Origin of the sequence: Pantoea sp. S62, from assembly GCF_016658625.1 — a bacterium.
In the GTDB taxonomy this organism is placed as follows: domain Bacteria; phylum Pseudomonadota; class Gammaproteobacteria; order Enterobacterales; family Enterobacteriaceae; genus Pantoea; species Pantoea vagans.
Genome location: NZ_JACVVI010000002.1, coordinates 298818 through 322787, shown reverse-complemented (window position 1 = coordinate 322787; position 23970 = coordinate 298818). Strand labels below are relative to the sequence as shown.

The window sequence follows — 23970 nt, the reverse complement described above, 5'->3', positions numbered from 1 at the left end:
GTTGTTGTGAACTGAACCCCGGCCTGAAAGCCGGGGTTTTTTTATGGCATCAATTCAGTCCGCAGGCAGACAAAGAATTAATACCGCCCCGTTTACGTTGTCAGCCATCAGGAAAGACGGCGTCAGTCATTTTGGCCGTAACAAAGTGCGGGGAAGCATCAGGCATGCATGGCTGCGGGATAGTGTGAAATGAGGAAGCAGGAAAGCCATACAGGCAGACTTTATGAAAAATCGCCCTGCCACCAGCTGAATCACAGACAAAAAAATCCCACCCTCCTTTATCGGGAGGGTGGGAAAAAGTAAGCGCATCCGGTTAAAGTACGCTCAAAATTTCAGGTCAGACTACGAATTCATCTGGAACAGAGACATCTTGGACATATCAGTGAAGGTCTTATAAGAGGCCTGAAGTGCTGTCTGCTGCATGGTATAGCTGGACGCCGCTTCGGTTAAATCGACGTTGACCAGATCACTCATCTGCGAGCTGTAAATCACACTACGGTCATCGCCCTGCGCATTCAGCGTATCAATCTCTGACAGCTGAGTACCAATCTCAGAACGCACCGTTAAAACATTATTCAGTGAGTTACCCAGGCCGCGGTTGGTTTTATCCATCGCATCCTGGAAGGTCTGTTTGGTTGCAGCGTCCGCATCATCCTGTGGCACTTTCAGTGCCGCAATGGCGCTATCCAGCATTTTAAACACGTTGGTTTCACTGGCGCTGCCATCCGGCTCTTTGGTGGCATTGCCGGAGATTGCCATAAAGATATTGTCACCGGTATGTCCCACGGTCATGGTCCGGCTGGTGTCAACCTTCTGGGTAATCGCATCGGTGCCGCCTGCGTAGCTTACGCCGGTGCCCGCCGTATCCACAAACGGCGCGCTGTCGGTTTTATAACCGGCAAAAATATAGCGGCCATTGGCATCCTGACTGTTTGCCTGGTTCAGCAACTGGGCGCGAATACCTTCCAGCTGGGTGGCAATCGATCCACGGTCACTATCGCTCAGGGTACCGGTTGAACCGTTGACGATCAGTCCTTGTGCAGCAATGATCCCATCGGTGACGCCTTTCAGCGTATTCTCTTCCAGTGACAGGCCCTGCTCGGCAAAGGTACGCGCCAGCGCATATTGTTTGCCCTGCTGCTGGGTTTGTGACAACACCACAGCACGGGACGCCGCAATCGGATCGTCCGAAGGATTATTCACACGGCGGCCGCTGGAGAGCTGCTCACCTGATTTCAGCCAGGAGGCCTGTGAGTCAGTGATGCCACGCACCTGCTGCTCAAAAATCATATTTGTACTGATTCGCATGTTATCTCCTGCCCTTAGCGAATATTGATCAATGCATTAAACACGGTGCTGGCAGTCTGCAGCACCTGCGCATTGGCCATGTAATATTGCTGATATTTAGTCAGGTTGGCGTACTCCTCATCGAGGTTTACGCCAGAGACCGATTGCTGGCGCTCAGTCAGCTGACTGACCACGCTTTTCTGTGTATCGCTGGTGGTTTCCAGTGAACTGGTTTTATTGCCCACGCTACTGACGATGGTCGCGTAAGCCTGTGACAGCGTGGCATTGCCGCCGACCAGCTTCGCGTCCTGCAGAGCCAGCAACTTTTGTGCATTGCGGTTATCACTCTCACCGCCTACGGCACCTGCTGCGGCCACCTGAGATTCATTGGTGATGGCGACGGACATGTCGTTAACCACATTCTGGACCGGCTTCACCAGGAAGCTGTCTTTAGCGGCAGGTGCAGGCGTGGCGCCAACGGTCAGTTTCAGGCCGTCAAAGCTCAGCGTGGTATTGCCACTGGCATCGGTACTCTGCGTGATGGCGGCTGCGGTGCTGTCAGAGGCACGCGTGGCAGTCCAGTTCGTGCCGTCAAAGCTGACGTTATAGTTAGTGGCTTTCAACGCGCTGGTATCGGTCCACTCTGCGGTAACCGAGGCAGCGGTGCTGTTTTTGCTGTTGCTCACGACCAGCGGGCTGCCGATATTAAAGAAATCGACGCCCTGGTCGCCGTTGCTGTCAAAGCCCTGTTTGTGGACATCGTTAAAGCTGGTAGTAAACGCAGCCGCTAACTGACCCAGCTGATTCTGTGCCAGATCCAGATCCTGAGTACGGAAGGCCAGCAGACCGCCCAACGAACCCGTGGTGATCAGTTTTTCCGGGATCTCAACGTTGCCCGCCTGCTTATCGACATAGCCAATAGTGGTGCGCGTCGGATCGCTGCTGGAATTCATCGCCACCAGATCGTGAGATTTGTCGCCATTCACCAGCGTCAGGCCATTTGCCATCGCGACGGTATAGCCGCCGCCATCCTGCTGCGATACGGTCACGCCAACCACGTTATTCAGGGTATTCACCAGCTGATCGCGCTTATCGAGCAGATCGTTGGGTGCGGCACCGTTGGCGGTACTCAGTTTGCCAATCTGCTGGTTAAGATCGGCAATCTGGCTGGTAATCGTGTTGACCTGCTTGATGCTGGAACCGATATCCGCATTGACGCTGTTCTGCATATTGTTCAGGTATTGCGCTGAGGTCTGGAACTGACTGACCAGACCCTGGGCATTGCTGAGCATTGATTGCCGCGCGGACGGATCGTTGGCGTTGCTCACCACGTTCTGCAGGTTGGTAAAGAAGCCCTGCAGCGAGGTCGACAGGCTGGTCGTCGAGGTCGACAGCAGGTCGTCAATGTTTGAAATCTGACTGTGCTGAGTGCTTACCGCGCTGTAGTTCGCGCTGGAACCGCGCAGCTGCGTAGCAATGAACGCATCATATTCACGTTGTACACCGGTGATATTCACGCCGTTACCATAATAGCTGTTGCCCTGCAGGGTACTGTTCGCCTGCGCCAGTACCGTGGTCTGACGTGAATAGCCCGCCACGGTGTAGTTAGAAATGTTGTTACTGGTAGTGCTCAGAGCGGCCTGCGCGGCACTCAATCCGCTCATCGCGGAGTTAATTATGCTGGACATCTCGGTTCCTTACGTTCCCCGTCAACCGGGCTGGCAGACATCAAAGTGGGCGCCAGCAGGCGAAAACGCTTCTGGCTATAGGGATGTTATCGGCTTGCTTAAGTGAAACTTGAGGCGTAATGATCAGAACAGGTCGCCCATATCCTGGCTGTACGCTTTGACGACTTTGTCGCCCATACTTTTGAATTGCTGAATCATTCCCACCAGCTTTTGCGCATATTTCGGATCGGTGGCGTAGCCTGCCGCCTGTAACGCCTGCGCACCCTGCTCTGCCGATGTGGCGTTGGTTACCGCCGCATAGCGTGGGTTATTGGACAGGAGTTTGACGTAGTCCGTCAGCGCCTCGAAATAGGAGTTATACACCCTGAAGCTGGCACGCACTTTCTTCGCTGCACCCTGCTCATATTCGGTGGTCATGATATCGGTGGTCTCACCTTTCCAGTCGCCACTGGCTTTAATGCCAAACACGTTATAGCTCGGCTTGCCGTCGCGGGTCAGGATCTGACGCTGGCCCCAGCCCGACTCCAGCGCCGCCTGCGCCAGAATCAGGTGATGCGGAATGCCACTCTGCTGACTGGCAGCCTGTGCCGGTTGCGTCAACTGGGCGATAAACTCACGGCTGTCGCTCGGCAGCCCGGTCGGTGATGCGACCGGCGGCAGACGCGGCATCGCCTTACGCACCATCTGCTCCAGCTGCTGGGCGGGCAGTGGTGTGGCCCCGCTGGTGCTGAGAATAAAGCTGTTATCCAGCTTCATCGGCACCGTACCGGCTTTTTCATCCGGCGCGGTGGCGGGCTGCATCTGTTTGACGATGGTTTCCGCCAGGCCGAGGCCACGCTTGCCCATCTCCTGTGCAATCTGCTGGTCATACATAGAGGTAAAGAGTTTGGTCTGCTCGTTGCCCATAATGCCGTCCTGCGGCAACGCATCACGCATACTCTTCAGCATCATCTGTACAAACATCCCTTCGACCTGACGTGCAACCTGCAACGCATGTCCTTTCGGATCGTTGCTCGCCTGGCGTTTAAGATCATTCAGGGAGCGGCTGTCGAAAGCCGGACTCGTGACAGATTGCATATCAGCCATCAGATAATTTCCAGTTTGGCACGCAGACAGCCGGCACTTTGCATCGACTGCAGAATCGACATCAGTTCGATAGGTGATGCACCCAGCGCATTCAGCGCACGCACTACGTTGTTCAGGTTAGCGCTGGCATTGACGCGCTGCAGCGCACCGCCGGTCTGGCGCAGATCGATCTGGGTCTGCGTCGTCGCCACGGTCTGACCACCGGCCAGCGGTGTATCAGGCTGACTGACGTTCTGCTGCTGGTTAACCGTCACTGACAGGTTGCCCTGCGCCACTGCACACTGATTCAGCGTGACTTCGCGGTTCATGACTACCGAGCCGGTACGGGAGTTGATGATCACTTTGGCATCTTCAACCGGAATCGAGACATCAATGTTCTGGATCTCGGCCAGCAGACGCACCTGCGCACCATTATTGGGTGACACGCGGATCTGCACGGTACGGGCATCCAGCGGCTGCGCTGCGCCATAACCGCCACGGGCGTTGATCGCATCAGCAATACGCTGCGCCATTGAGAAGTCTTCGTTATTAAGCTGCAGGTTAATGGTGTTCTGCGAACCAAAGTTGCTCTGCAGTTCACGTTCAACCGTTGCACCGCCGGTGATACGGCCACCGTTCAGCTGGTTGACCTGAACGCTGCTGCCACCCGCAGAGGCACCCGCACCACCGACCAGGATGTTGCCCTGCGCCAGCGCATAGACCTGGTTATCAACCCCTTTCATCGGCGTCATTAACAGCGTGCCGCCGCGCAGGCTTTTGGCGTTACCCAGTGATGAGACCACCACATCCAGGTTCTGTCCCTGACGGGCAAACGACGGCAGCTTAGCGGTCACCATAACGGCTGCCACGTTTTTCAGCTGCATGTTGGTGCCCGCAGGCACGGTGATGCCAAGCTGTGACAGCATGTTGCTCACTGTCTGGGTAGTAAATGGCGTCTGCGTGGTCTGGTCACCGGTGCCATCCAGGCCCACGACCAGGCCGTAGCCCAGCAGCTGGTTATCACGTACGCCCTGTATCGTGGTTAAATCGCGAATCAAATCGGCTTTGGCCAGCAGGCTGACGCCCAGCAGCAGCGCCAGCCCGGCGCGTAACAGCGTTAACTTTTTCATTGAAACCTCTTACATCGGCGAGATGTTCAGGAAGAAACGCTGGAACCAGCCCATGGTCTGCGCCTCATTGATGTAACCATTTCCGACGTACTCAATACGTGCATCGGCGACAGCGGTAGATAACACGGCGTTACTGGCGCTGATGGTGCGTGGGTTGACCACGCCCGAGAAGCGAATGAACTCCGTGCCCTGATTAATGGCGATCTGTTTTTCACCGACCACGTGCAGGTTGCCGTTTGACAACACCTGATCCACGGTGACGGTAATGGTGCCGGTAAAGGTGTTATTGGCAGATGCGCCGCCTTTACCTGCGAAGTCGTTTTTGCCTTCGGCGCTGAGATTGGCTTTTTCGCCACCTGCACCCACCAGGCCTGCCAGACCCGTCGGCACGCCGCTTACACCAAAGCTGTTGCTGCCGTCGCGGCTGGCACTGGCTGAGGAGCTTTTGCTGGCGCTGACGTTTTCCTGCAGCGTGATGGTCAGGGTATCGCCGATGTTGCGTGGACGGCGATCTTCAAACAGCGGCTGATAGCCGTAGTTAAGTGGCGCGACGCCCTGGAATATAGAGCCGTTGACCACCGGTGGCGCGGACGGCATTGGTTGCGCTGTAGTTGCACCTTCGACCAGCGGGGTACGCGGGACCAGGACACATCCGTTGAGGGTTAGCAGCAACGAGGCGACTAACCAATGTCCAGGCTTGAGAATCTGTTGCTTCGCCACGGCGTCACGACCTTATTAATGTCTGTCATTCAGGCCAGCACGGGCTGGCCCTGTTCGGGATTAAAGCTGAGTTAATTTCGCCAGCATCTGATCAGAGGTACTGATCGCCTTGCTGTTGATTTCGTAAGCGCGCTGCGTCTGAATCATCGTGACCAGCTCTTCCGCCACGTTTACGTTCGAGGTTTCGGTGTAGCCCTGATAGAGCAGACCCGCGCCGTTCTGGCCTGGGGTGCTGTCTGTCGGTGCGCCCGATGCCTGCGTTTCTTTGTAGAGGTTTTCACCCACGCTATCGAGACCGGCGTCGTTCATAAAGGTGCTCAGTGTTAACTGACCGACCTGCGCGGCCTGGGCCTGCCCCTGCTGCGTCACGCTGACCACACCGTCACGCGACACCGTAATGCTGGTGGCGTTGGCCGGAATGGTAATGCCTGGCTGCACCGGGAAACCGGAGTTGGTCACCAGCTGGCCGTTCTGATCAACCTGAAACGCGCCATCACGGGTATACGCAGAGGTGCCGTCCGGCATCTGAATCTGAAAATAACCCTGACCGTTAATAGCGATATCTTTTGAGTTACTGGTCTGCGACAGGTTGCCCTGGGTGTGCAGACGCTCAGTGGTCACCGGACGAACACCGGTACCGATCTGCAGGCCCGATGGCAGCGTTGTCTGTTCTGATGACTGCGTGCCCGGCTGGCGCATAGTCTGGTACATCAGATCTTCGAACACGGCACGTGAACGTTTAAAACCGTTGGTGCTAACGTTTGCCAGGTTGTTGGCAATGACGTCCATGTTCATCTGCTGCGCATCAAGACCGGTCTTAGCGATCCATAAAGAACGAATCATGTTGTTATCCTCGCGCCTTAGCTCATGTTCAGGAGCTGATTGGCTTTTTGTTCATTTTCGTCGACGTTGGTGATGACTTTCATCTGCATCTCAAAACGTCGGGCGTTGGCGATCATATCGACCATGGTTTCCACTGGTTTGACGTTGCTGCCTTCCAGCACGCCAGGCATCACCTGCATAGTGGCGTCAGCCTGCAGTGCAGCACCGCGGGTCGCCTGCGTCGACGCAGTAGGACGGAACATGCCGTCATCACTGCGCTGCAGCTCCTGCCCGGTTGCCCTGACCAGCTTCAGCTTGCCCAGCTGAACCGTGGCGTTCGGTGAATCACCGGCATTCAGCCCGGTGATGGAGCCGTCTGCCGCAATGGTGATTTCCGTACCCTGCGGGATCACAATCGGACCGCCATCGCCCATCACAGGATTGCCCTGAACCGTCAGCGTACCGGTCGGACTGATTTGCATATTGCCGTTGCGGGTATAGGCTTCGCTGCCGTCAGCGGTACGCACCGCCAGCCAGCCATCCTGCTGCACCGCCACATCGAGCGGACGCTCGGTGTAATCCATCGCGCCCTGACTCATGTCGGCGCCGGGTGTAGAGGCGGCGACCAGCGTACGGGTCGGCAGCGACCAGCCACTCACCGGCACCGCGCGCAGCGCATTCAGCTGTGCACGAAAACCGGGGGTAGAGGCGTTGGCGAGGTTGCTGGCGGTAACCGCCTGCTGATCCAGCGTCTGGCTGGCCGCGCCCATCGCGGTATATATCGCGTGATCCATATGGCAATCCTGTTAGCGAATTAACGTAAGTTAACCAGCGTGTTGAGAATCTGGTCCTGAGTTTTGATGGTCTGCGCATTCGCCTGATAGTTACGCTGTGCGACGATCATGTTCACCAGCTCTTTACTCATGTCGACGTTGGACGATTCCAGTGCGCCCGCCGTCAGTGAGCCGAAGGTGCCGGTGTTAGCCAGACCAATGGCTGCCTGACCGGATGCACTCGAAGCCTGCCAGACGTTGTCGCCTTTCGATTCCAGACCTTCCGGGTTTGAGAAGCTCGACAGGACAATCTGACCCAGCAGCTGGGTTTTCTGGTTTGAGTAGCTGCCGGTAATGGTGCCGTCATCATTGATCGCGTAGCTGGTCAGATCGCCTGGCGCATAGCCATCCTGCGTCGGGCTGCCAAAGGTGGTAGCGCCGGTGTTCTGCTGCAGGCTGCCCAGCATGCTCAGGTTGATCGGCTGATTGGCGACCGCGCCATTGGCGCCGCCTACGTTCAGCGTCAGGCCGACGGTGCCATCCGTGGTGGTGCTCACAACGGCACCGGTGGCATCGAGCTTAGAGACGCTGGTCAGCTTACCGCTGGTGTCAAACGCCATTCTGAAGTCACCCGCTGAGGTGCCGGTGTTGCCATCAATGGTGTGGACGGTCCAGCTGTTGCTGGTAGTGTCTTTCACGAAATACATGTCGAGCGCGTGGTCATTACCCTGCGAATCGAACACGGTGGCGGTGGTTTTCTTGTTGTAGCTGTCTGCGTTCGCCGTCGAGAAGGTGGTCACCGTTGGCGTGGTATCCGTTGAGTTCAGGTTGGCAACCAGACCGGCGGTAGTGGTGGCGCGGGCTGACATCTGCGTGGTAGGGATCTTCAGCGCCACCGGGTTCGCACCCGCCTGGATGGTGGCCGGTGAACCGCTTGCCGGATAGCCGGTCACGTTCAGACCCTGGGTGTTCACCAGGTTACGGTTGGCATCCAGCGTTAACTGGCCGTTACGTGAATAGAAGACGCCGCCGCTGCTGTCGGTCATACGGAAGAAACCGTTGCCGCTCAGCGCAACGTCCAGGCCACGGCTGGTCGTGGTGGTCGCGCCATCGTTAAAGTTCTGGATCACCGCAGCGACTTTGGTACCGAGACCGACGTTAGAACCGGCAAACATATCGGCAAACGCGATGGTGCTGGATTTAAAGCCCGCTGTCGCGGAGTTAGCAATGTTGTTACCGATGACATCAAGGTTACTTGAAGCAGCACCAAGGCCGCTGACCGCTTGGGAAAATGACATGTGTTTGTTTCCTGTCTACAGGTTAATCAGAGAATCTGACGTACGTCGTCAAGGGTGGCGGAGCCCATGGTGCCGAGATCCAGTTTTGTGGTGTTGTTCGCAGTACTCACCCCATTGACGTAGGCGTAGTTAAGCGGTTGTGCCACCAGTTGTGTGTTGCCATTGCTTGCGGCAATCGCAACGCTGTATTTACCATCCGGTGCGACAGAGCCATCAGTCAGCTTGCCATCCCACGAGAAGGTGTGGACGCCAGCGCTCAGCGCGCCCAGATCGACGGTGTCGATCACCGTGCCATTGGCATCTTTAATGGTGGCGGATGCGCCGGTAGAGGCGGAAGCCAGCTCCACGCCAAATGGCGTTGTGGTGCCGTTGCCTACCAGAATCTGTCCGCCATTAACCATCACGCCATGCCCAATCAGCGTGGAGCTCTGCAGCGACTGGCTGGTGCTGATCTGTCCGGAGATAGATCCCAGTGTGGTATTCAGTTTTTCAATGCCGCTCAGGGTATTGATCTGTGCCAGCTGCGTGGTGAGCTGGCTGTTATCCATTGGATTGGTTGGATCCTGGTTTTTTAACTGCGTCACCAGCATGGTCAGGAACTGATTCTGCAGATCCTGCGCGTTGTTGCCGGTGCCACTGGTGCTGGATGAGCTAAGGACCGTGGGGTCCAGCTTTTCATTAACGCCTACCGCGATAGCCATAATTTTTCTCCGTTATTGCCCGATCGTCAGGGTTTTCATCATCATCGACTTCACGGTGTTGAGCACCTCGACGTTGGCCTGGTAGCTGCGTGACGCCGACATGGTGTTGACGCTTTCAGAAACCACATCCACGTTCGGCATCTTCACGTAGCCTTTGGCATCGGCCATCGGGTTACCCGGGTCATAGACCAGCTTCGCAGGGGTAGGATCGTCCACGACGCGTGCCACTTTCACACCGCCGGTCGCTGAACCCGGTGCCGCATCAGTCTGGAAGACCACCTGCTTTGCCACGTAAGGCTTGCCATCGGGGCCGGTGACGCTGTCGGCGTTTGCCAGGTTACTGGCACTGACGTTTAATCGCTGTGATTGCGCGGTCATCGCTGAGCCGGCAATGTCAAAAATATTCAGCAAGGCCATAATTATTGCCCTTGTAACACGCTCATCATGCCTTTGATCTGGCTACTGATGAGGGTGAGGTCGGTTTGATATTTCAGGCTGTTATCCGCGAACTGTGTACGCTCACGGTCCATATCTACGGTGTTGCCGTCGGCAGCCGGCTGGTCAGGAATGCGATAAAGCATATCCATTGATGGCGCCCCGTTTGTCTGTGCTTCAATGTGGCGAGCTGATGTGACTTTTAACGCCATGCTGCTGCCTTCCGCACGACCATTGGACATCACCCGACTCAGCTCGCTGGCAAAGTCGATATCCCGGGCCTGATAACCAGGGGTATCGGCGTTGGCAATATTTGACGCCAGGATCTCCTGACGTTGAGCACGCAGGTTGAGGGCCTCCGTTCCAAATTTCAGCGCCGCATCCAGTTTGTCGAGCATGTTTCCTCCGCATATGAGAATTTCGAGCTCGCAGCTTAATTTGAAAAAGCAAGCCGTCATCGTCTGAATAACGCCTTAAATGACCGCTATTTTGACAATTGAGGATTTTTCTTAACGGGTACACTCGTCGCCATCATCAGTGAGGAACTGCACAATGCGTCGATATCTGACTCTTCTGACCAGCCTGCTGGTCGTGATCGCCCTGCCGGCTGCTGCCGGGGATCTCAATGCACAACTGAATCAATTTTTTAAAGCGCGTGACGCTCAGCATGCTGAAGGCATGGTGGTAGTAGTTCGCACGCCGAAAGAGCAATGGCCAGCCTGTGAGACGCCTAAGTTTACCCTGCCAGGCAATAGCCGGTTATGGGGCAACATGAGCGTGGCGGCAAACTGCGATGAGAATCGCCGTTATATCCAGGTACAGGTTCAGGTCACCGGTTCCTATCTGGTAGCGACCCGGCTGCTGAACCAGGGCAGCAGCGTCAGCGAAAGTGATTTCACGCTGCAGACCGGCCGCCTTGATACCCTGCCTGCCCGCGCCCTGCTGAATGCGGACGCAGTCGCAGACGCCGTAGTGCTGCGTGATATCCAGCCAGGACAGCCGATTAATCCCTCCACGCTGCGTCAGCCATGGCGTGTTAAGGCGGGTCAGAATGTGATGGTGATTGCCAGCGGCGACGGCTTTGACGCCAGCGGTGAAGGCAAGGCGCTGAACAATGCCGCCCGCTCGCAGTCAGTTCGGGTGAGGATGGGAAATGGCCAGATTGTCAGCGGTAAGGTGCGCGAGGATGGGAATATTCTTATAACGCTGTAAAGTGTTAAAGAAGCCCGCAGTGCTGCCGATAGAAGAATCAACAAAGCGATAACGCTATTATGATTCAGGTGGCAGACTTCCCCTGACCGTACAGGAGCCCGAATATGAGCATTGACAGAACGCAACCTCTGAAACCCGCCAGCACCGTACAGAGCCGCGACAGCAGTGAGTCTGGCAGCAGCAAAGTGCGTCAGAGTGCCAGCCCGGTAGCAGCCACGACCCCCGCTGCAGCTCAGGTCAGCCTGAGCAGCGCGCAGTCGCAGCTGATGCAGCCGAGCAGCAAAGATATTAACGTCGAGCGCGTTGAACAACTGAAAACCGCCATTCGTAATGGCGAACTGAAGATGGATGCCGGCAAAATCGCCGATGCGCTGATTGCCGACACTAAGGCGTATTTAGAGGGTAATTAATTCCCATGAGTAATTTGCAGACCACATTAGATAAGATGCAGGACGTGCTGGCGTCGCTTTCAGCGGTGCTGGAAGAAGAGCAGCAGCAACTGGCAGCGGGCAGCATTAACAGCAACCTGTTACAGCGCATCACCGAAGATAAAAGTGCGCTGCTCAGTACGCTGAACTATCTGGATGAGATGCGCCGCACCGCTGAACAGAGTCAGGCGACATCGGCACCTTATCGTGGTCAGAACGACATGGCGCGCCGCTGGGACACTATTCAGCAGCATACCCGTCGTCTGCAGGATGCCAATGTTCATAATGGCATGCTGCTGCAGCATCAGATTCGCTACACGGAAAATGCACTTGAAGTGCTGAAGCCGCATCAGACTCAGGCCTTCTATGGCCCGGATGGGATGGGTAAAGGCCAGGCGACGTTAAGTCGTAAAGCCTGAGCCGAAAAGTAGCGAAAAAAAATCCCGCCTGGTGCGGGATTTTTTATTGGTGCGTTTTTTCCTTCACCATGATTAGCTTTGAAATTGAGCCTGCACAGGGAACAGGGGCAGATCGGAAAGACGCTAAAGCCAATCCCTGGCCGCTCGGCCCGCGCGATTACGCACCTCATCCCTGAGGTGCGCCCGTTGCCGGGCCAACGCTTCGCATTGTTCAAAAACGCTCCCGGCGTTTTTGTCCAGGGCGCGGGACGCTTTCCTCCTCTGCCCCTGTTCCCTGCGCGTTGAGTTTATTTATTGCGGCAAGCTTTACACAGCCGTGCGCCGCGCATAGTCACGCAGCCGGAAGCCCAGCAGCCCCAGCGCCAGGAAATAAGCCCCGCCACCCACTGCACAAACCGCCGCCAGACGCAGCAGTCGCCACAGCATGGCGCCCTGTTCCCAGGCCGGCATCCACTGCAGCATGGCAAACAGCGCGCCGGCCATCACCACTACAGCGATCAGCAGGCGGAGCAGGAAGCTGCTCCAGCCCGGCTGCGGCATAAAGATATTCTTCTTACGCAGCTGCCAGTAGAGCAGCGACGCATTCAGACAGGCCGCCAGACCAATCGACAGTGACAGACCGGCATGTTTCAGCGGGCCAATAAACGCCAGGTTCATTAGCTGCGTCATGATCAGCGTGATAATCGCGATTTTCACCGGCGTTTTGATGTCCTGACGGGAATAGAAGCCCGGCGCCAGCACCTTAACCACAATCAGGCCCATCAGTCCGACGGAGTAGGCGATCAGCGCACGCTGCGTCATCAATGCATCAAAGGCGGTGAACTTACCGTACTGGAACAGCGCCACGGTCAGCGGACCGGAGAGCATGCCCAGCGCCACGGCACTCGGCAGCGCCAGCAGGAAGCAGAGGCGCAGACCCCAGTCCATCAGTCGGGAATATTCATCATGGTTGCCGCTGGCAAAACTTTTAGCCAGCGACGGCAGCAGAATGGTGCCCAGCGCCACGCCCAGCACACCCGAAGGAAACTCCATCAGGCGATCCGCGTAGTACATCCAGGAGACCGAACCCGAAACCAGAAACGAGGCGAAGATGGTGTTGATGATCAGCGAGATCTGACTGACGGAAACGCCCAGAATGGCCGGTCCCATCTGACGCATCACTCGCCACACGCCCGCGTCGCGCAGATTAAGACGCGGCAGCACCAGCATTCCCAGCTTTTTCAGGTGAGGAAGCTGATAGCCGAGCTGCAGCACGCCGCCCGCGACTACCGCCCAGGCCAGCGCCATTACCGGTGGATGAAAGTGCGGCGCAGCAAACAGCGCAAAACCAATCATGCTGACATTCAGCAGGGTTGGCGCAAACGCCGGCACCGAGAAGCGGTTCCATGTGTTCAGCACCGCCCCCGCCAGCGAGGCCAGCGAAATCAGCATAATGTAGGGGAACGTCACCCGCAGCAGCGAGCTGGTCAGGGCAAACTTATCGGCACTGTCGGCAAAGCCGGGGGCCGTGACCATGATGACCCAGGGCGCAGCGATCATCCCCGCCACCGTGACCAGCGCCAGTGCCAGCGTCAGCAGGCCTGAGACGTACGCCAGGAACAGTTTCGTCGCCTCTTCACCCTGCTTGCTTTTATATTCAGCCAGAATCGGCACGAACGCCTGAGAAAATGCGCCTTCAGCGAAAATACGGCGCAGCAGATTGGGCAGTTTAAACGCAACAAAAAAGGCATCGGTCGCCATTCCGGCACCAAACACCCGCGCCACGATGGCATCCCGGGCAAAGCCCAGTACGCGGGAAAACAGGGTCATAGAACTGACCGCTGCCAGCGATTTCAACAAATTCATAATTGACGGCGCATCCTGAAAAGAATCGGCAAAAAAGGAGAATTAGCGCGGGCACCCGAGGATGCCCGGCGACAGTCTACTGCCACGGAGGGAAATGACCAGCACGGAGTGTTACAAGGCGTTATTCCTGCGTCGCCTCACGCCACAGTTTTTCCACCACACGCTGCGCCATCAGCGCCTGCTCACCGCTGGTTTCAGGCTTCGTCTGATTTTGTACGCAGTCAATAAAATGGCGTGCGGCACCGCTGAAGCCGCGCTGTGTCAGATGACTCTGCCAGGCGGGCGGCGGGGTGATTAGCAGGCCATCACTGCGCTCTTCCTGCCAGTCGCGCATCTCGCTGATGTCGATGCACTTACCGTCACACACTGCGCTGACCCGCTCGCACTGACTGCCTGCGCGCCGGTGCATACTGGTGGTGATCGCCAGGCCTTCAACAGCGAAATGGTGTTCGGCATAGAGCATCTGCCCCTGCTCGTTGGTATCAATGCGTCCCTGAACCTGGCGAAACGGCTTGCCGCCCAGCCAGAGCGCGGTGTCCACCACATGCAGGTAGTCATCAAGCAGGGTAAAGCGAAGATCCCATGGTCCGACGCTGTCGCTACGGTGCTTTTCAATCCGCAGAGAAGCCGCGCCAGCCATCTCCGCCCGCAGCTGCTGATAGCGCGGGGCGAACCGGCGGTTAAAGGCCACCATCAGTTTACGCTGGTGTTTTTCCGCCAGCGCCACCAGCGCTTCAGCCTGCTCCAGGGTTTCAGCCAGCGGCTTGTCGACGCAGACATCTTTTCCTGCCAGCAGCAGCGCCCTGACCACCTCATAGTGGGTGGCGGTGCTGCTGTGAACAAACACCGCGTCGCAGGCTGCGGCTAACTCATTCAGTGAGCCAAAGCACTGCATGCGATAGCTGTCACAGATCGGGCGGGCTTTGGCCTGATTCGGGGAAAACGCCCCCACCAGCGTCCAGTCTGTCGCAGCCGACAGCACCGGCAGCCAGGCTTTCTGTGCAATACCGCCCAATCCCACCACGCCAATACGTAATGTCATCTCAGCTCTCCGGTTGCAGCAATTGGGTGAGTTGTGCCTGAAGTGCTGCGACCTGCTGTTCCAGCGTAGTGACGCGCGCCGCCAGGTCGCCCTGCTCCTCCGGCGCGTCGGCAGCCTGATGCGCGTCATCTTCATCGCCCAGTAGATGCATAAAGCGGCTTTCACGCTTGCCTGGCTCACGCGCCAGGCGGATGACCTGTGCACTGTCTTCGCGCTGCATCAAGCCTTTCAGCGTCTGCTCCACTTCGCCGACATCACTGAACTCGTGCAGACGACCGCTGCGGGTACGCAGTTCACCTGGCGTCTGCGGCCCGCGCAACAGCAGCAGGGTGAGAAGAGCGACTTCCGCACTATTGAGTTTCAGTGTACCAAACGCGGAATTACAGAAACGCTGCTCATATTTCACCACCCGCTGTCCGGCGGCGCTGCTGCCGGTGACCAGATGACGCTTTTCAAGCTGATCGAGCTGATTCTGTACCTCGCTTTCACTCAGCTCCATCACCGGCTCGCGATTCGATTTCTGATTACAGGCCACCACTACGCCATTCAGTGACAGCGGATACTGCTCTGGCGTGGTGACCTGCTTCTCCAGCAGGCAGCCCAGCACGCGCAATGCCTGCGCGGATAAAGCCATCTTCATGCTCGCGTCCTCATTATTGTCCACGCCGGTCAGGCGTCCATTCCCGCAGGGTTAAGGCCGTCAGCACGTGATCCTGCCAGCGTCCGTCGATCAGCAGATAATCTTTCGCGTAACCCTCTTTTTCAAAACCGAGTCGCGCCAGCAGATCGCCGCTGCGCTGGTTGTGCGGCATGTAGTTCGCCATGATGCGGTGAATATGCTGCTGGCGCTGCATATAGCGGATAGCCGACTGCAAGGCTTCAAACATCAGCCCCTGCCCCTGCCACTTTTCACCCAGTGAATAGCCGAGATAACAGGCGTGAAAGGAACCGCGCAGCACGTTGCTGAAGTTCGCCACGCCCCGCACTTCGGTTTCATCGCTGTCCATTAAAATGAAATAGAAGGCCGACCCCTGCTTATGCATGTCGGAAATCAGCCCGAGGCGCGCCTGCCAGCCCGACGGGTAGCAGTGGCTGTCATCGCGCACCGGCTCCCACGGTTTTAAAAACAGGCGGTTTTCCGAATAGTAATCTGCCATTCGCCAGGCATCACGTTCGTGAACCAGACGGACCACCAGTCGATCGGTGGTTAATCGCACCCTGGGCGCGGCAGAACGATAGCCAAACATCCTGACTCCTGAAATCAATGGCTGTGAGTGAAAGCCGTCATTACCCGGCTTTCACTATAACCGCCGCCTGGGCTGCGGTAAAACGTTACAGCGGTTTAGCTTTAAAGAGGTTGATTTTGCTCTGTTATCACAGCGATGACCCGTCGGTTCGCCCGGCTACAGCCACCAATCCTGGCTGGCAGGTTTGCCCTGCAGGGTAATCTCTTCCATACTTTTTGAGCGCCCGAAAACAGGATGAATTGATTCACTCTGTTAAACACTAAACCTGTAAAAATCCGGGAGATCAGGATGAAACTCTATATCTATGACCACTGTCCTTTCTGCGTTAAGGCGCGAATGATTTTCGGTCTGAAGAATAAGCCGGTTGAGCTGGTGGTGATGCTCAACGACGATGAAGAGACGCCAAAACGACTGATCGGGCAGAAAATGGCACCGATTCTGCAAAAGCAGGATGGCAGCGCAATGCCTGAAAGCATGGAGATCGTGCATTACGTCGATCAGCAGGATGGCGCGCCGCTGATCACCGGCGCGCTGAACCCGGCGATTGGCGACTGGCTGCGCCACATGAACAGCTATGTCAATAAACTGCTGCTGCCGCGCATTGCCGAAGCGGCCTTTGCCGAATTCGCGACACCTGAGGCGCGTGCCTATTTCCGTAGCAAAAAACAGGCGAGCCTCGGTGATTTTGAAACGCTGAAGAGTCACTCTGCCGGGCTGATTAAGAATGTGAGTGAGGATCTGCGCAAACTGGACAAACTCATCGTTCAGCCTAATGCGGTAAACGGCGAACTGTCGGAAGATGATTTTAATCTCTTCCCGCTACTGCGCTCCCTGACGCTGGTCGCCGGTATCGACTGGCCGAGCCGGGTGGCGGACTACCGCGATAACATGGCCAAACAGACCCAGGTTAATCTGCTCTCTTCGATAGCGCATTAGTCCCGCCCTGATGAGAGACGCTGCGGCGTTTCTCATCCCTTTCCTGATGACACCCGTCACGCATTCAGGCAGGCTATGGCCTGTTTACTGGCTCTGATATTCAGGATAAAGATCGATGAAAAAGGCTTTTTTCGGGCTGACTGCCCTGTTGATGGCGCTGCTGGTCAGCGGCTGTAATCAACTGACGCAATACACCATCAGCGAACAGGAAGTGAATCAGGCGCTGCATAAGCACAACAACTACGAGAAAGATATTGGCGTTTCCGGACTGGTTAACGCACACATCGTGCTGAACAATCTGACCAGCCAGATTGGCCGCGAAGAGCCGGGTAAAGTGACGCTCTCCGGCAACGCTAAAATTAATGTGACCTCACTGTTTGGCCCGCAGCAGGCCGATATGCAACTGAAGATGCGTGCTCAGCCGGTTTATGATCAGCAGCAGGGCGCCATTTATCTGCGCGATCTGGAGATTGTCGATGCCCAGGTTGCCCCGGAAAAAATGGCCTCAATCATGAAGACGCTGACGCCTTACCTGAATCAGTCGCTGAAAAGCTATTTTGATCAAAAACCCGCCTATGTGCTCAGCGCTGACCGCAGCAAAGGCGAATCGCTGGCGAAGAAATTTGCCAAAGGACTGGAAGTGAAGCCTGGCGAACTGGTCATTCCCTTTACGCAGTAATCCCGATTTCCGCGCCTACTGGCGCGGATTTTCTCTGGCGGCATAAAAAGCAGGTGCAAACGGTTGCCTGAATCCTTATGCTTAGACCCCGGCCAAAACACGCCTTTTGTTTCCTTTCTGCCGGAGCTTCACTGATGACAGCACAACCTCAGCAACTTACCCTGCGTCGCCCTGACGACTGGCATATTCATCTGCGGGATGATGAGATGCTCAAAACGGTCCTGCCCTATACCAGCGCGGTGAATGGTCGTGCCATTGTGATGCCAAACCTGGTGCCGCCGGTAACCAGCGTGGCGGCCGGTGAAGCGTACCGCGATCGCATTCTGGCGGCACTGCCCGCCGACCACGCCTTTACGCCGCTGATGACCTGCTACCTGACCGACTCGCTGGATCCTGATGAGCTTGAGCGCGGTTTCACCGCCGGTCTGTTCACCGCGGCGAAGCTCTATCCGGCGCACGCTACCACCAACTCCAGTCATGGCGTGACCAATATCGCGTCGATTGCCCGCGTGCTGGATCGGATGCAGACGCTCGGTATGCCACTGCTGATCCATGGTGAAGTGACTGATGCACATATCGACATTTTTGACCGCGAAGCCCGCTTTATTGAAACCGTAATGGTGCCGCTACGCAGCCAGTTTCCGGCACTGAAAGTGGTGATGGAGCACATTACGACGCAGGACGCCGCTGAATATGTTGCTGATGCCGGTGAGACGCTGGGCGCAACCATTACCCCGCAGCATCTGATGTTTAACCGCAACCATATGCTGGTGGGCGGAATTCGCCCGCACCTCTACTGCCTGCCCATCCTTAAGCGCAACGTGCATCAGGAAGCGCTGCGTAAAGTGGTAGCGAGCGGGAATCCACGCTTCTTCCTTGGCACCGATACCGCGCCGCATCTGCGTCATCTTAAAGAGGCCAGCTGCGGCTGTGCGGGCGTTTTTAATGCGCCGACGTCGTTGCCCGCCTACGCCACCGTTTTTGAAGAGCTGAATGCGCTGGAACATTTTGAAGCGTTCTGTTCTGAAAATGGCCCGCGTTTTTACGGTCTGCCACTGAATGAGGGGACGATCACGCTGGTGCGTGAGCCGTGGCAGGTGCCGGAGTCAATTGCGCTCGGCAGCCACTCACTGGTGCCGTTCCTGGCCGGTGAAACGCTGAACTGGCGCATCGCATAATTTTACTTGCCTCCGGACCACCAATACTGTAAATATATACAGTATCTTAACCGGAGGCTATTATGCGCGTTGAAATTACCGTATCCAATACCCGACCTCTTCCTGCTGGCGCGATAGAAGCGTTAAGCGATGAATTATCGCGCCGCATCGACGAACAGTTCCCTGACTCGACCAATCACGTCAAGGTACGTTACGCCAGTGCTAACAATCTCAGCGTGCTGGGCGGTGGAAAAGAGACGCGCGACCAGATCAGCGAAATCCTGCAGCAGACGTGGGAAAGCGCTGACGACTGGTTCATTACTGATTAACCGCCACTGTGCTTTTTTTCCGGGTGTCGCCACCCGGTTTTTTTATCTTTTCTCCCCTCTCGCACTTCCCCCTCTCTGCATCTAGACTCTTAATGATCAATGCCCTATCCTTGCGCTCGTCACGCATAACAGGAGGTGCGACACCATGACTACTGATAAACCGGAAGAGGCGATGACCTTTGGTGAGTTGTTAGCACTGATTGGTGATCAGCAGCGTCGTTTAACGGTGCTGGAAAATGCCTTTTCCAGTCTGATTTTCTGTCTTGACGATCGTGCCAGTCAGTTGCTGGTGCACAATCTGTCGCTGGAAGCCCAAAATCAAAACCATGATGAGCAGCTTCAGCAGCACTTTGCCCGTCTGGCAGAAACACTGCAAAAACGTGGCGGCGGCATCGTGCCGGAAACCCCGGCACTTTAAGCCCGTTCACGCGGCTTAACCCGCTTTTTGCATGCCCATTGAACAGTGATAAAAATGCCTGCCCGTCAGGCATTTTATTTTTCAACGCCCTCCTTTCAAACGCAAATATTCTGTGAGAAGCTGGCTCACGGCATTTTTTAAACAGTGATACCCGGGTTTACTGTTATAATTGTTTCGCTATCGGAATAAAAAAGCCGCATTGAACCTCATCATGCACTTCGTTTAACGAGTAATAAGGAGGTTATAATGGACAGAAGAAAAGACGTTATCCAGACCCATCCACTGGTGGGCTGGGACATCAGTACCGTTGATAGCTATGACGCCATGATGATCCGCCTGCACTCGCTGTCGTCGCAGGATCAAAAAGAAGAAGAAGCGGATGTTGGCCCGACCTACTGGCTGACAACGGATGTGGCAAGGCAGTTTATCTCGATCCTCGAAGCAGGCATCGCCAAGATAGAATCAGCCGAGCAACCAGAACGACTCCTCAATAAGCATTAATTTCTGCCGCATCAAAGAGGCGCCCTCAGGGGTGCCTTTTTCGTTTCTGTTTCTGGTATGCTTTTGATTATGTGACTCTTAGAGTGTCGTTATCATGATTTATGATCTTATCGTCGTCGGCAGCGGCTCAGTGGGCGCGGCGGCTGGCTACTATGCTACCCAGGCGGGTTTATCGGTACTAATGATCGACAGCGCCCATCCTCCCCACAATCAGGGAACGCATCATGGCGAGAGCCGGCTGATTCGTCACGCGTATGGTGAAGGCGAACGTTATGTTCCGCTGGTTCTGCGGGCGCAGACGCTGTGGGATGAGCTGGAACAGCGCGCCGGTGAGCGCATCATGCACCGCAGCGGCGTACTTAACCTTGCACCTGACCACTCCCCCTTTATCCGGAACGTTATCGACAGCGCGAGCCGCTGGCAGCTCAATATCGAAGTGATGCAGCCCGATGACGTGCGTAAGCGCTGGCCGCAAATCAACGTGCCAGAGGGTTATCTGGGCGTCTTTGAGCCGCAGTCCGGCTTTCTGAAATGTGAACAGGCGGTTCGGAGCTGGATCCAGCTGGCGGAACAGGCGGGCTGTGCGCAGCTGTTTAACTGCCCGGTCTCAGAGATTGGTCGTGATGGCGACCTGCAGCAGGTCACCACTCTGGATGGCATCTATCGGGGCCGCAAAATGCTGATAAGCGCTGGCACCTGGGTCGGCAAATTAATCCCTGGCCTGCCGGTCGCCCCTACCCGCAAAGTATTTGCCTGGTATCAGGCAGATGGCCGCTACAGCGAGAATAATAAGTTTCCCGGCTTTACGGTTGAAATGGCAGATGGCAGCCAGTTTTACGGCTTTCCAGCGGATAATAACGCACTGAAGGTAGGTCGCCATGATGGCGGTCAGCTGATGCAGCAGCCTGAAGATCGTAAACCTTTTGGCGCGGTAGCGGCGGACGGCAGTGAGGCCTTTGGTTTTCTCCGTCAGTTTTTACCTGGCGTCGGCGTCTGTCTGCATGGCGAAGCCTGCAGCTACGATTTCAGCCCGGACGAAGACTTTATTATCGATACCCTGCCGGGTGAACCTGACCGCCTGTTAATCACTGGACTCAGCGGACATGGTTTTAAATTTGCCAGCGTGTTAGGCGAGCTTGCTGCGGAATTCGCACAGCAAAAACCGTTCTCCTTTGATTTGTCCCCCTTCCGCCTCTCGCGTTTCTGACTCTGATAACGGGTGGCATCAGTCTGATGCCGCCCTGTTGACATAATCTGACGAAAAATGAATCTTACTGACATAATGGTGATTTATATTTCGCCCATATCGTTAATTAACGTTATTTAACGTTGACGACTAACCCGCCAGAAATATCTCATTCAGTAATACTGGTCATTTCACCGCAGTTTTATTCAACCTTTTCATCCCGGAAATTAAAATTTATAGAAGCGTAAGGTCGATTGCTTTTATATTTCATAATGTGGATGCTTATTTCAGATTATTTCTTCATGAAAACCACATTATGTTATTACGTAATACACCTCATCAGTTTGGACTGGTTGCTGTGCTACTACACTGGTCAATGGCGCTGGCGATTTATGCCATGTTTGCACTGGGACTCTGGATGGTGGGTCTCGGCTATTACGACAGCTGGTACCACGATGCACCGGAAATCCATAAAAGTATTGGCGTCATCCTGTTGCTGACACTGATCCTTCGCCTGCTGTGGCGCGTTATTTCCCCGCCGCCAAAGCCGCTGAGCAGCTATTCCCCGCTGGTGCGCATCAGTTCGGTAGTGGCGCACCTGCTCCTTTATACCCTGTTGCTGGCCATTCTGATCAGTGGCTATCTGATCTCCACCGCCGATGGCAAACCGATCGCCGTATTTAACTGGTTTACGCTGCCCGCGCTGTTCAGCGGCGCAGGCGAACAGGCAGACCTGGCAGGCGACATTCATCTCTGGCTAGCCTGGACGGTTGTGGTCCTGTCGGTACTGCATGGTCTGGCTGCGCTTAAGCATCACCTTATCGATCGCGATATCACCCTAAAACGGATGTCAGGTTTACGTCTCCCCTCTCCCTCTGAAAAGGATAAATAATATGTTTAAGAAGACCCTGCTGGCGATGACCGGTGCCAGCCTGCTGCTCGGTTCAATGACTGCCAATGCCGCGGACTATAAGATTGATAAAGAGGGCCAGCACGCCTTTATTCAGTTCCGTATTCAGCATCTGGGTTACAGTTGGCTCTACGGCACCTTCAAAGATTTTGACGGCAGCTTCACCTTCGATGAGAAGAACCCGGCCGCAGATAAAGTTGACGTGACCATTAACACCAGTAGCGTTGACACCAATCATGCGGAGCGTGACAAGCACCTGCGTAGCGCTGACTTCCTGAACAGCAGCAAAAACCCGCAGGCAACGTTCAAATCTACAGCAGTGAAGAAAGAGGGTGACGAGCTAAAGATTACCGGCGATCTCACGCTGAATGGCGTGACTAAACCGGTGACGCTGGAGGCGAAAATGCTGGGTGAAGGCAAAGATCCGTGGGGCGGCTACCGCGCAGGCTTTGAAGCCGAAGGCGAAATTACACTGAAAGATTTTAATATTACCAAAGATCTGGGGCCAGCTTCGCAGAAGGTTGAGCTGATGATCTCGGTTGAAGGTGTGCGCCAGTAAAACAGCAAGCCGCCTGAAGCTCACTTCAGGCGGCCACGCTTATTTCTTCACTGGCGACGGAATAGTCATGTTTAACAGGCCACGCGACTTGTTAAAGATCTTGTTGCCATTCTCACGTCCCGCCCGGCGAGCGCGCTGCTCCTCCGGTGAGAGTTTTGCTTCTTCCTGACAGATCGGGCTACAGCAGTTCTCAAACTTCTCTGCGCAGCTTTTGCACTGGATAAACAGCAGATGACAGCCGTCATTCACGCAATTGACATGGGTATCACAGGGTTCGCCGCACTGATGACAGTTCGACAGCACGTCGTCAGAGATCCGCTCCCCCATCCGCTCATCAAACACAAAGTTTTTGCCTTTGAAGCGAACCGGTAATCCCTGTTCACGGGCGCGTCGGGCATACTCGATGATGCCGCCTTCAATGTGGTAGACATCCTCGAAGCCGTTATGCCGCATCCAGGCGCTCGCCTTTTCACAGCGGATCCCGCCGGTGCAGTACATGACGATCTTTTTGTCTTTCTGATCCTGCAACATATCAACCGCCATCGGCAGCTGATCGCGGAAGGTATCAGCAGGTACTTCCAGTGCATTATCGAAGCGACCCACTTCATATTCGTAGTGGTTACGCATGTCAACGAACAGGGCGTCAGGATCGTCCAGCATTGCGTTAACTTCTGCCGCTTTAAGATACTGACCCACGTCGCTGGCATCAAAGCTGTCGTCTTCAATACCGTCCGCCACAATGCGGTCGCGCACTTTAAGACGCAGCACCCAGAATGATTTTCCATCGTCATCCAGCGCAATATTCATTCGCAGGTTGTTCAGCGCCGGGTCAAAGCCATACAGCCACGCTTTCATCTTTTCATACTGGCTGGCGGGCACGCTGATCTGCGCATTGATGCCTTCATGTGCGACATAGACGCGGCCAAAGACTTTGAGTGACGTCAGGCCAAGGTAGAGCGCATCGCGGAAGGCTTTAGGGTCGGCAATCTGGAAATATTTATAAAAAGAGACAGTAGTGCGCGGCTCGGTTTCAGCCAGCATGCGCGCCTTTAGCTCTTTATTGGAAACGAGGTTATGTAACACTGGCATGGTGTTCTTTCCTGTTATCAATAGGAGAAATTTAGCGGGCACATGATACCTGATTTCACCGGGATGCAAAGGCCAGTCTCGGAATTATGCGCGG

Annotated in this window: 28 protein-coding genes; 12 read left to right on the top strand and 16 right to left on the bottom strand. The window is 55.6% G+C overall.

The window, feature by feature from the left end; all coding sequences use genetic code 11:
• Positions 1-342 precede the first annotated feature (342 nt).
• The 11 genes from flgL to flgB all read right to left on the bottom strand — a co-directional run bounded on the left by flgL (position 343) and on the right by flgB (position 10317).
• Positions 343-1308 carry a flagellar hook-associated protein FlgL gene (gene flgL / locus IBT54_RS04060; RefSeq protein WP_013357448.1) on the bottom strand — a complete coding sequence of 322 codons (966 nt, stop codon included), beginning with the start codon at positions 1306-1308 and terminating at the stop codon, positions 343-345.
• 14 nt (positions 1309-1322) lie between these two features.
• Positions 1323-2975, bottom strand: a complete 1653-nt coding sequence (gene flgK / locus IBT54_RS04055; protein ID WP_013357447.1) for a flagellar hook-associated protein FlgK — start codon at positions 2973-2975, stop codon at positions 1323-1325.
• A gap of 123 nt (positions 2976-3098) precedes the next feature.
• A complete protein-coding gene (flgJ, locus tag IBT54_RS04050; protein WP_013357446.1) occupies positions 3099-4061 on the bottom strand; it encodes a flagellar assembly peptidoglycan hydrolase FlgJ in 963 nt (320 codons plus the stop codon).
• Positions 4061-5170 (bottom strand): flagellar basal body P-ring protein FlgI, encoded by a 1110-nt coding sequence (locus IBT54_RS04045; RefSeq protein WP_095707388.1) that lies wholly within the window; start codon positions 5168-5170, stop codon positions 4061-4063. The genes flgJ and IBT54_RS04045 overlap by 1 nt, the downstream gene beginning before the upstream one ends.
• Before the next feature lie 9 nt (positions 5171-5179).
• A complete protein-coding gene (locus tag IBT54_RS04040; RefSeq protein ID WP_201251603.1) occupies positions 5180-5890 on the bottom strand; it encodes a flagellar basal body L-ring protein FlgH in 711 nt (236 codons plus the stop codon).
• Positions 5891-5950: 60 nt separating this feature from the next.
• Complete coding sequence (flgG, locus tag IBT54_RS04035; protein ID WP_003849881.1) at positions 5951-6733, bottom strand: flagellar basal-body rod protein FlgG; 783 nt, start codon at positions 6731-6733, stop codon at positions 5951-5953.
• Between the two features lie 17 nt (positions 6734-6750).
• Positions 6751-7506 carry a flagellar basal body rod protein FlgF gene (locus IBT54_RS04030; protein ID WP_013357443.1) on the bottom strand — a complete coding sequence of 252 codons (756 nt, stop codon included), beginning with the start codon at positions 7504-7506 and terminating at the stop codon, positions 6751-6753.
• Positions 7507-7526: 20 nt separating this feature from the next.
• Positions 7527-8783: a flagellar hook protein FlgE gene (gene flgE, locus IBT54_RS04025; RefSeq protein WP_013357442.1), complete on the bottom strand. Its 1257-nt coding sequence runs from the start codon at positions 8781-8783 to the stop codon at positions 7527-7529.
• Between the two features lie 26 nt (positions 8784-8809).
• Complete coding sequence (gene flgD, locus IBT54_RS04020) at positions 8810-9484, bottom strand: flagellar hook assembly protein FlgD (protein ID WP_013357441.1); 675 nt, start codon at positions 9482-9484, stop codon at positions 8810-8812.
• A gap of 12 nt (positions 9485-9496) precedes the next feature.
• A complete protein-coding gene (gene flgC, locus IBT54_RS04015) occupies positions 9497-9901 on the bottom strand; it encodes a flagellar basal body rod protein FlgC (protein WP_013357440.1) in 405 nt (134 codons plus the stop codon).
• Positions 9902-9903: 2 nt separating this feature from the next.
• On the bottom strand, positions 9904-10317 hold the full coding sequence (flgB, locus tag IBT54_RS04010; protein WP_013357439.1) for a flagellar basal body rod protein FlgB: 414 nt from the start codon (positions 10315-10317) through the stop codon (positions 9904-9906).
• A gap of 154 nt (positions 10318-10471) precedes the next feature.
• Here flgB and flgA point away from each other — a divergent pair, with 154 nt between their 5' ends.
• The 3 genes from flgA to flgN all read left to right on the top strand — a co-directional run bounded on the left by flgA (position 10472) and on the right by flgN (position 11978).
• On the top strand, positions 10472-11131 hold the full coding sequence (gene flgA / locus IBT54_RS04005) for a flagellar basal body P-ring formation chaperone FlgA (protein WP_013357438.1): 660 nt from the start codon (positions 10472-10474) through the stop codon (positions 11129-11131).
• Between the two features lie 104 nt (positions 11132-11235).
• Positions 11236-11541, top strand: coding sequence for a flagellar biosynthesis anti-sigma factor FlgM (gene flgM, locus IBT54_RS04000; protein WP_095707389.1), 306 nt, complete (start codon positions 11236-11238; stop codon positions 11539-11541).
• Positions 11542-11546: 5 nt separating this feature from the next.
• Positions 11547-11978: a flagellar export chaperone FlgN gene (gene flgN, locus IBT54_RS03995; protein WP_013357436.1), complete on the top strand. Its 432-nt coding sequence runs from the start codon at positions 11547-11549 to the stop codon at positions 11976-11978.
• Positions 11979-12284: 306 nt separating this feature from the next.
• On the opposite strand, the gene murJ is transcribed toward flgN, so the two are convergent.
• The 4 genes from murJ to rimJ form a co-directional block, all read right to left on the bottom strand.
• Positions 12285-13823: a murein biosynthesis integral membrane protein MurJ gene (murJ, locus tag IBT54_RS03990; protein ID WP_033782617.1), complete on the bottom strand. Its 1539-nt coding sequence runs from the start codon at positions 13821-13823 to the stop codon at positions 12285-12287.
• A 121-nt stretch (positions 13824-13944) separates the two neighbouring features.
• A complete protein-coding gene (locus IBT54_RS03985; RefSeq protein WP_201251602.1) occupies positions 13945-14865 on the bottom strand; it encodes a Gfo/Idh/MocA family protein in 921 nt (306 codons plus the stop codon).
• Between the two features lies 1 nt (position 14866).
• Positions 14867-15505 (bottom strand): DUF480 domain-containing protein, encoded by a 639-nt coding sequence (locus IBT54_RS03980; protein ID WP_201251601.1) that lies wholly within the window; start codon positions 15503-15505, stop codon positions 14867-14869.
• 13 nt (positions 15506-15518) lie between these two features.
• Positions 15519-16112: a ribosomal protein S5-alanine N-acetyltransferase gene (rimJ, locus tag IBT54_RS03975; protein ID WP_013357432.1), complete on the bottom strand. Its 594-nt coding sequence runs from the start codon at positions 16110-16112 to the stop codon at positions 15519-15521.
• Positions 16113-16400: 288 nt separating this feature from the next.
• Between rimJ and grxB the strand changes: the two genes are divergently transcribed.
• The 9 genes from grxB to IBT54_RS03930 all read left to right on the top strand — a co-directional run bounded on the left by grxB (position 16401) and on the right by IBT54_RS03930 (position 22787).
• Positions 16401-17048, top strand: a complete 648-nt coding sequence (gene grxB / locus IBT54_RS03970; RefSeq protein WP_013357431.1) for a glutaredoxin 2 — start codon at positions 16401-16403, stop codon at positions 17046-17048.
• 115 nt (positions 17049-17163) lie between these two features.
• Positions 17164-17727 carry a lipoprotein gene (locus tag IBT54_RS03965; RefSeq protein WP_201251600.1) on the top strand — a complete coding sequence of 188 codons (564 nt, stop codon included), beginning with the start codon at positions 17164-17166 and terminating at the stop codon, positions 17725-17727.
• Between the two features lie 134 nt (positions 17728-17861).
• Positions 17862-18905 carry a dihydroorotase gene (pyrC, locus tag IBT54_RS03960; protein WP_013357429.1) on the top strand — a complete coding sequence of 348 codons (1044 nt, stop codon included), beginning with the start codon at positions 17862-17864 and terminating at the stop codon, positions 18903-18905.
• 62 nt (positions 18906-18967) lie between these two features.
• Positions 18968-19213 carry a DNA damage-inducible protein I gene (gene dinI, locus IBT54_RS03955; protein ID WP_003849907.1) on the top strand — a complete coding sequence of 82 codons (246 nt, stop codon included), beginning with the start codon at positions 18968-18970 and terminating at the stop codon, positions 19211-19213.
• Positions 19214-19358: 145 nt separating this feature from the next.
• Complete coding sequence (locus IBT54_RS03950) at positions 19359-19631, top strand: hypothetical protein (RefSeq protein WP_013357428.1); 273 nt, start codon at positions 19359-19361, stop codon at positions 19629-19631.
• A gap of 246 nt (positions 19632-19877) precedes the next feature.
• A complete protein-coding gene (gene bssS / locus IBT54_RS03945; protein WP_013357427.1) occupies positions 19878-20132 on the top strand; it encodes a biofilm formation regulator BssS in 255 nt (84 codons plus the stop codon).
• Between the two features lie 94 nt (positions 20133-20226).
• Positions 20227-21339, top strand: coding sequence for an N-methyl-L-tryptophan oxidase (gene solA, locus IBT54_RS03940; protein ID WP_013357426.1), 1113 nt, complete (start codon positions 20227-20229; stop codon positions 21337-21339).
• A gap of 295 nt (positions 21340-21634) precedes the next feature.
• A complete protein-coding gene (locus IBT54_RS03935) occupies positions 21635-22210 on the top strand; it encodes a cytochrome b (RefSeq protein WP_147788402.1) in 576 nt (191 codons plus the stop codon).
• A 1-nt stretch (position 22211) separates the two neighbouring features.
• On the top strand, positions 22212-22787 hold the full coding sequence (locus IBT54_RS03930) for a YceI family protein (RefSeq protein ID WP_195857140.1): 576 nt from the start codon (positions 22212-22214) through the stop codon (positions 22785-22787).
• Positions 22788-22826: 39 nt separating this feature from the next.
• On the opposite strand, the gene IBT54_RS03925 is transcribed toward IBT54_RS03930, so the two are convergent.
• Positions 22827-23876, bottom strand: coding sequence for a rhodanese-related sulfurtransferase (locus IBT54_RS03925; RefSeq protein ID WP_110331684.1), 1050 nt, complete (start codon positions 23874-23876; stop codon positions 22827-22829).
• Between the last annotated feature and the right edge of the window lie 94 nt (positions 23877-23970).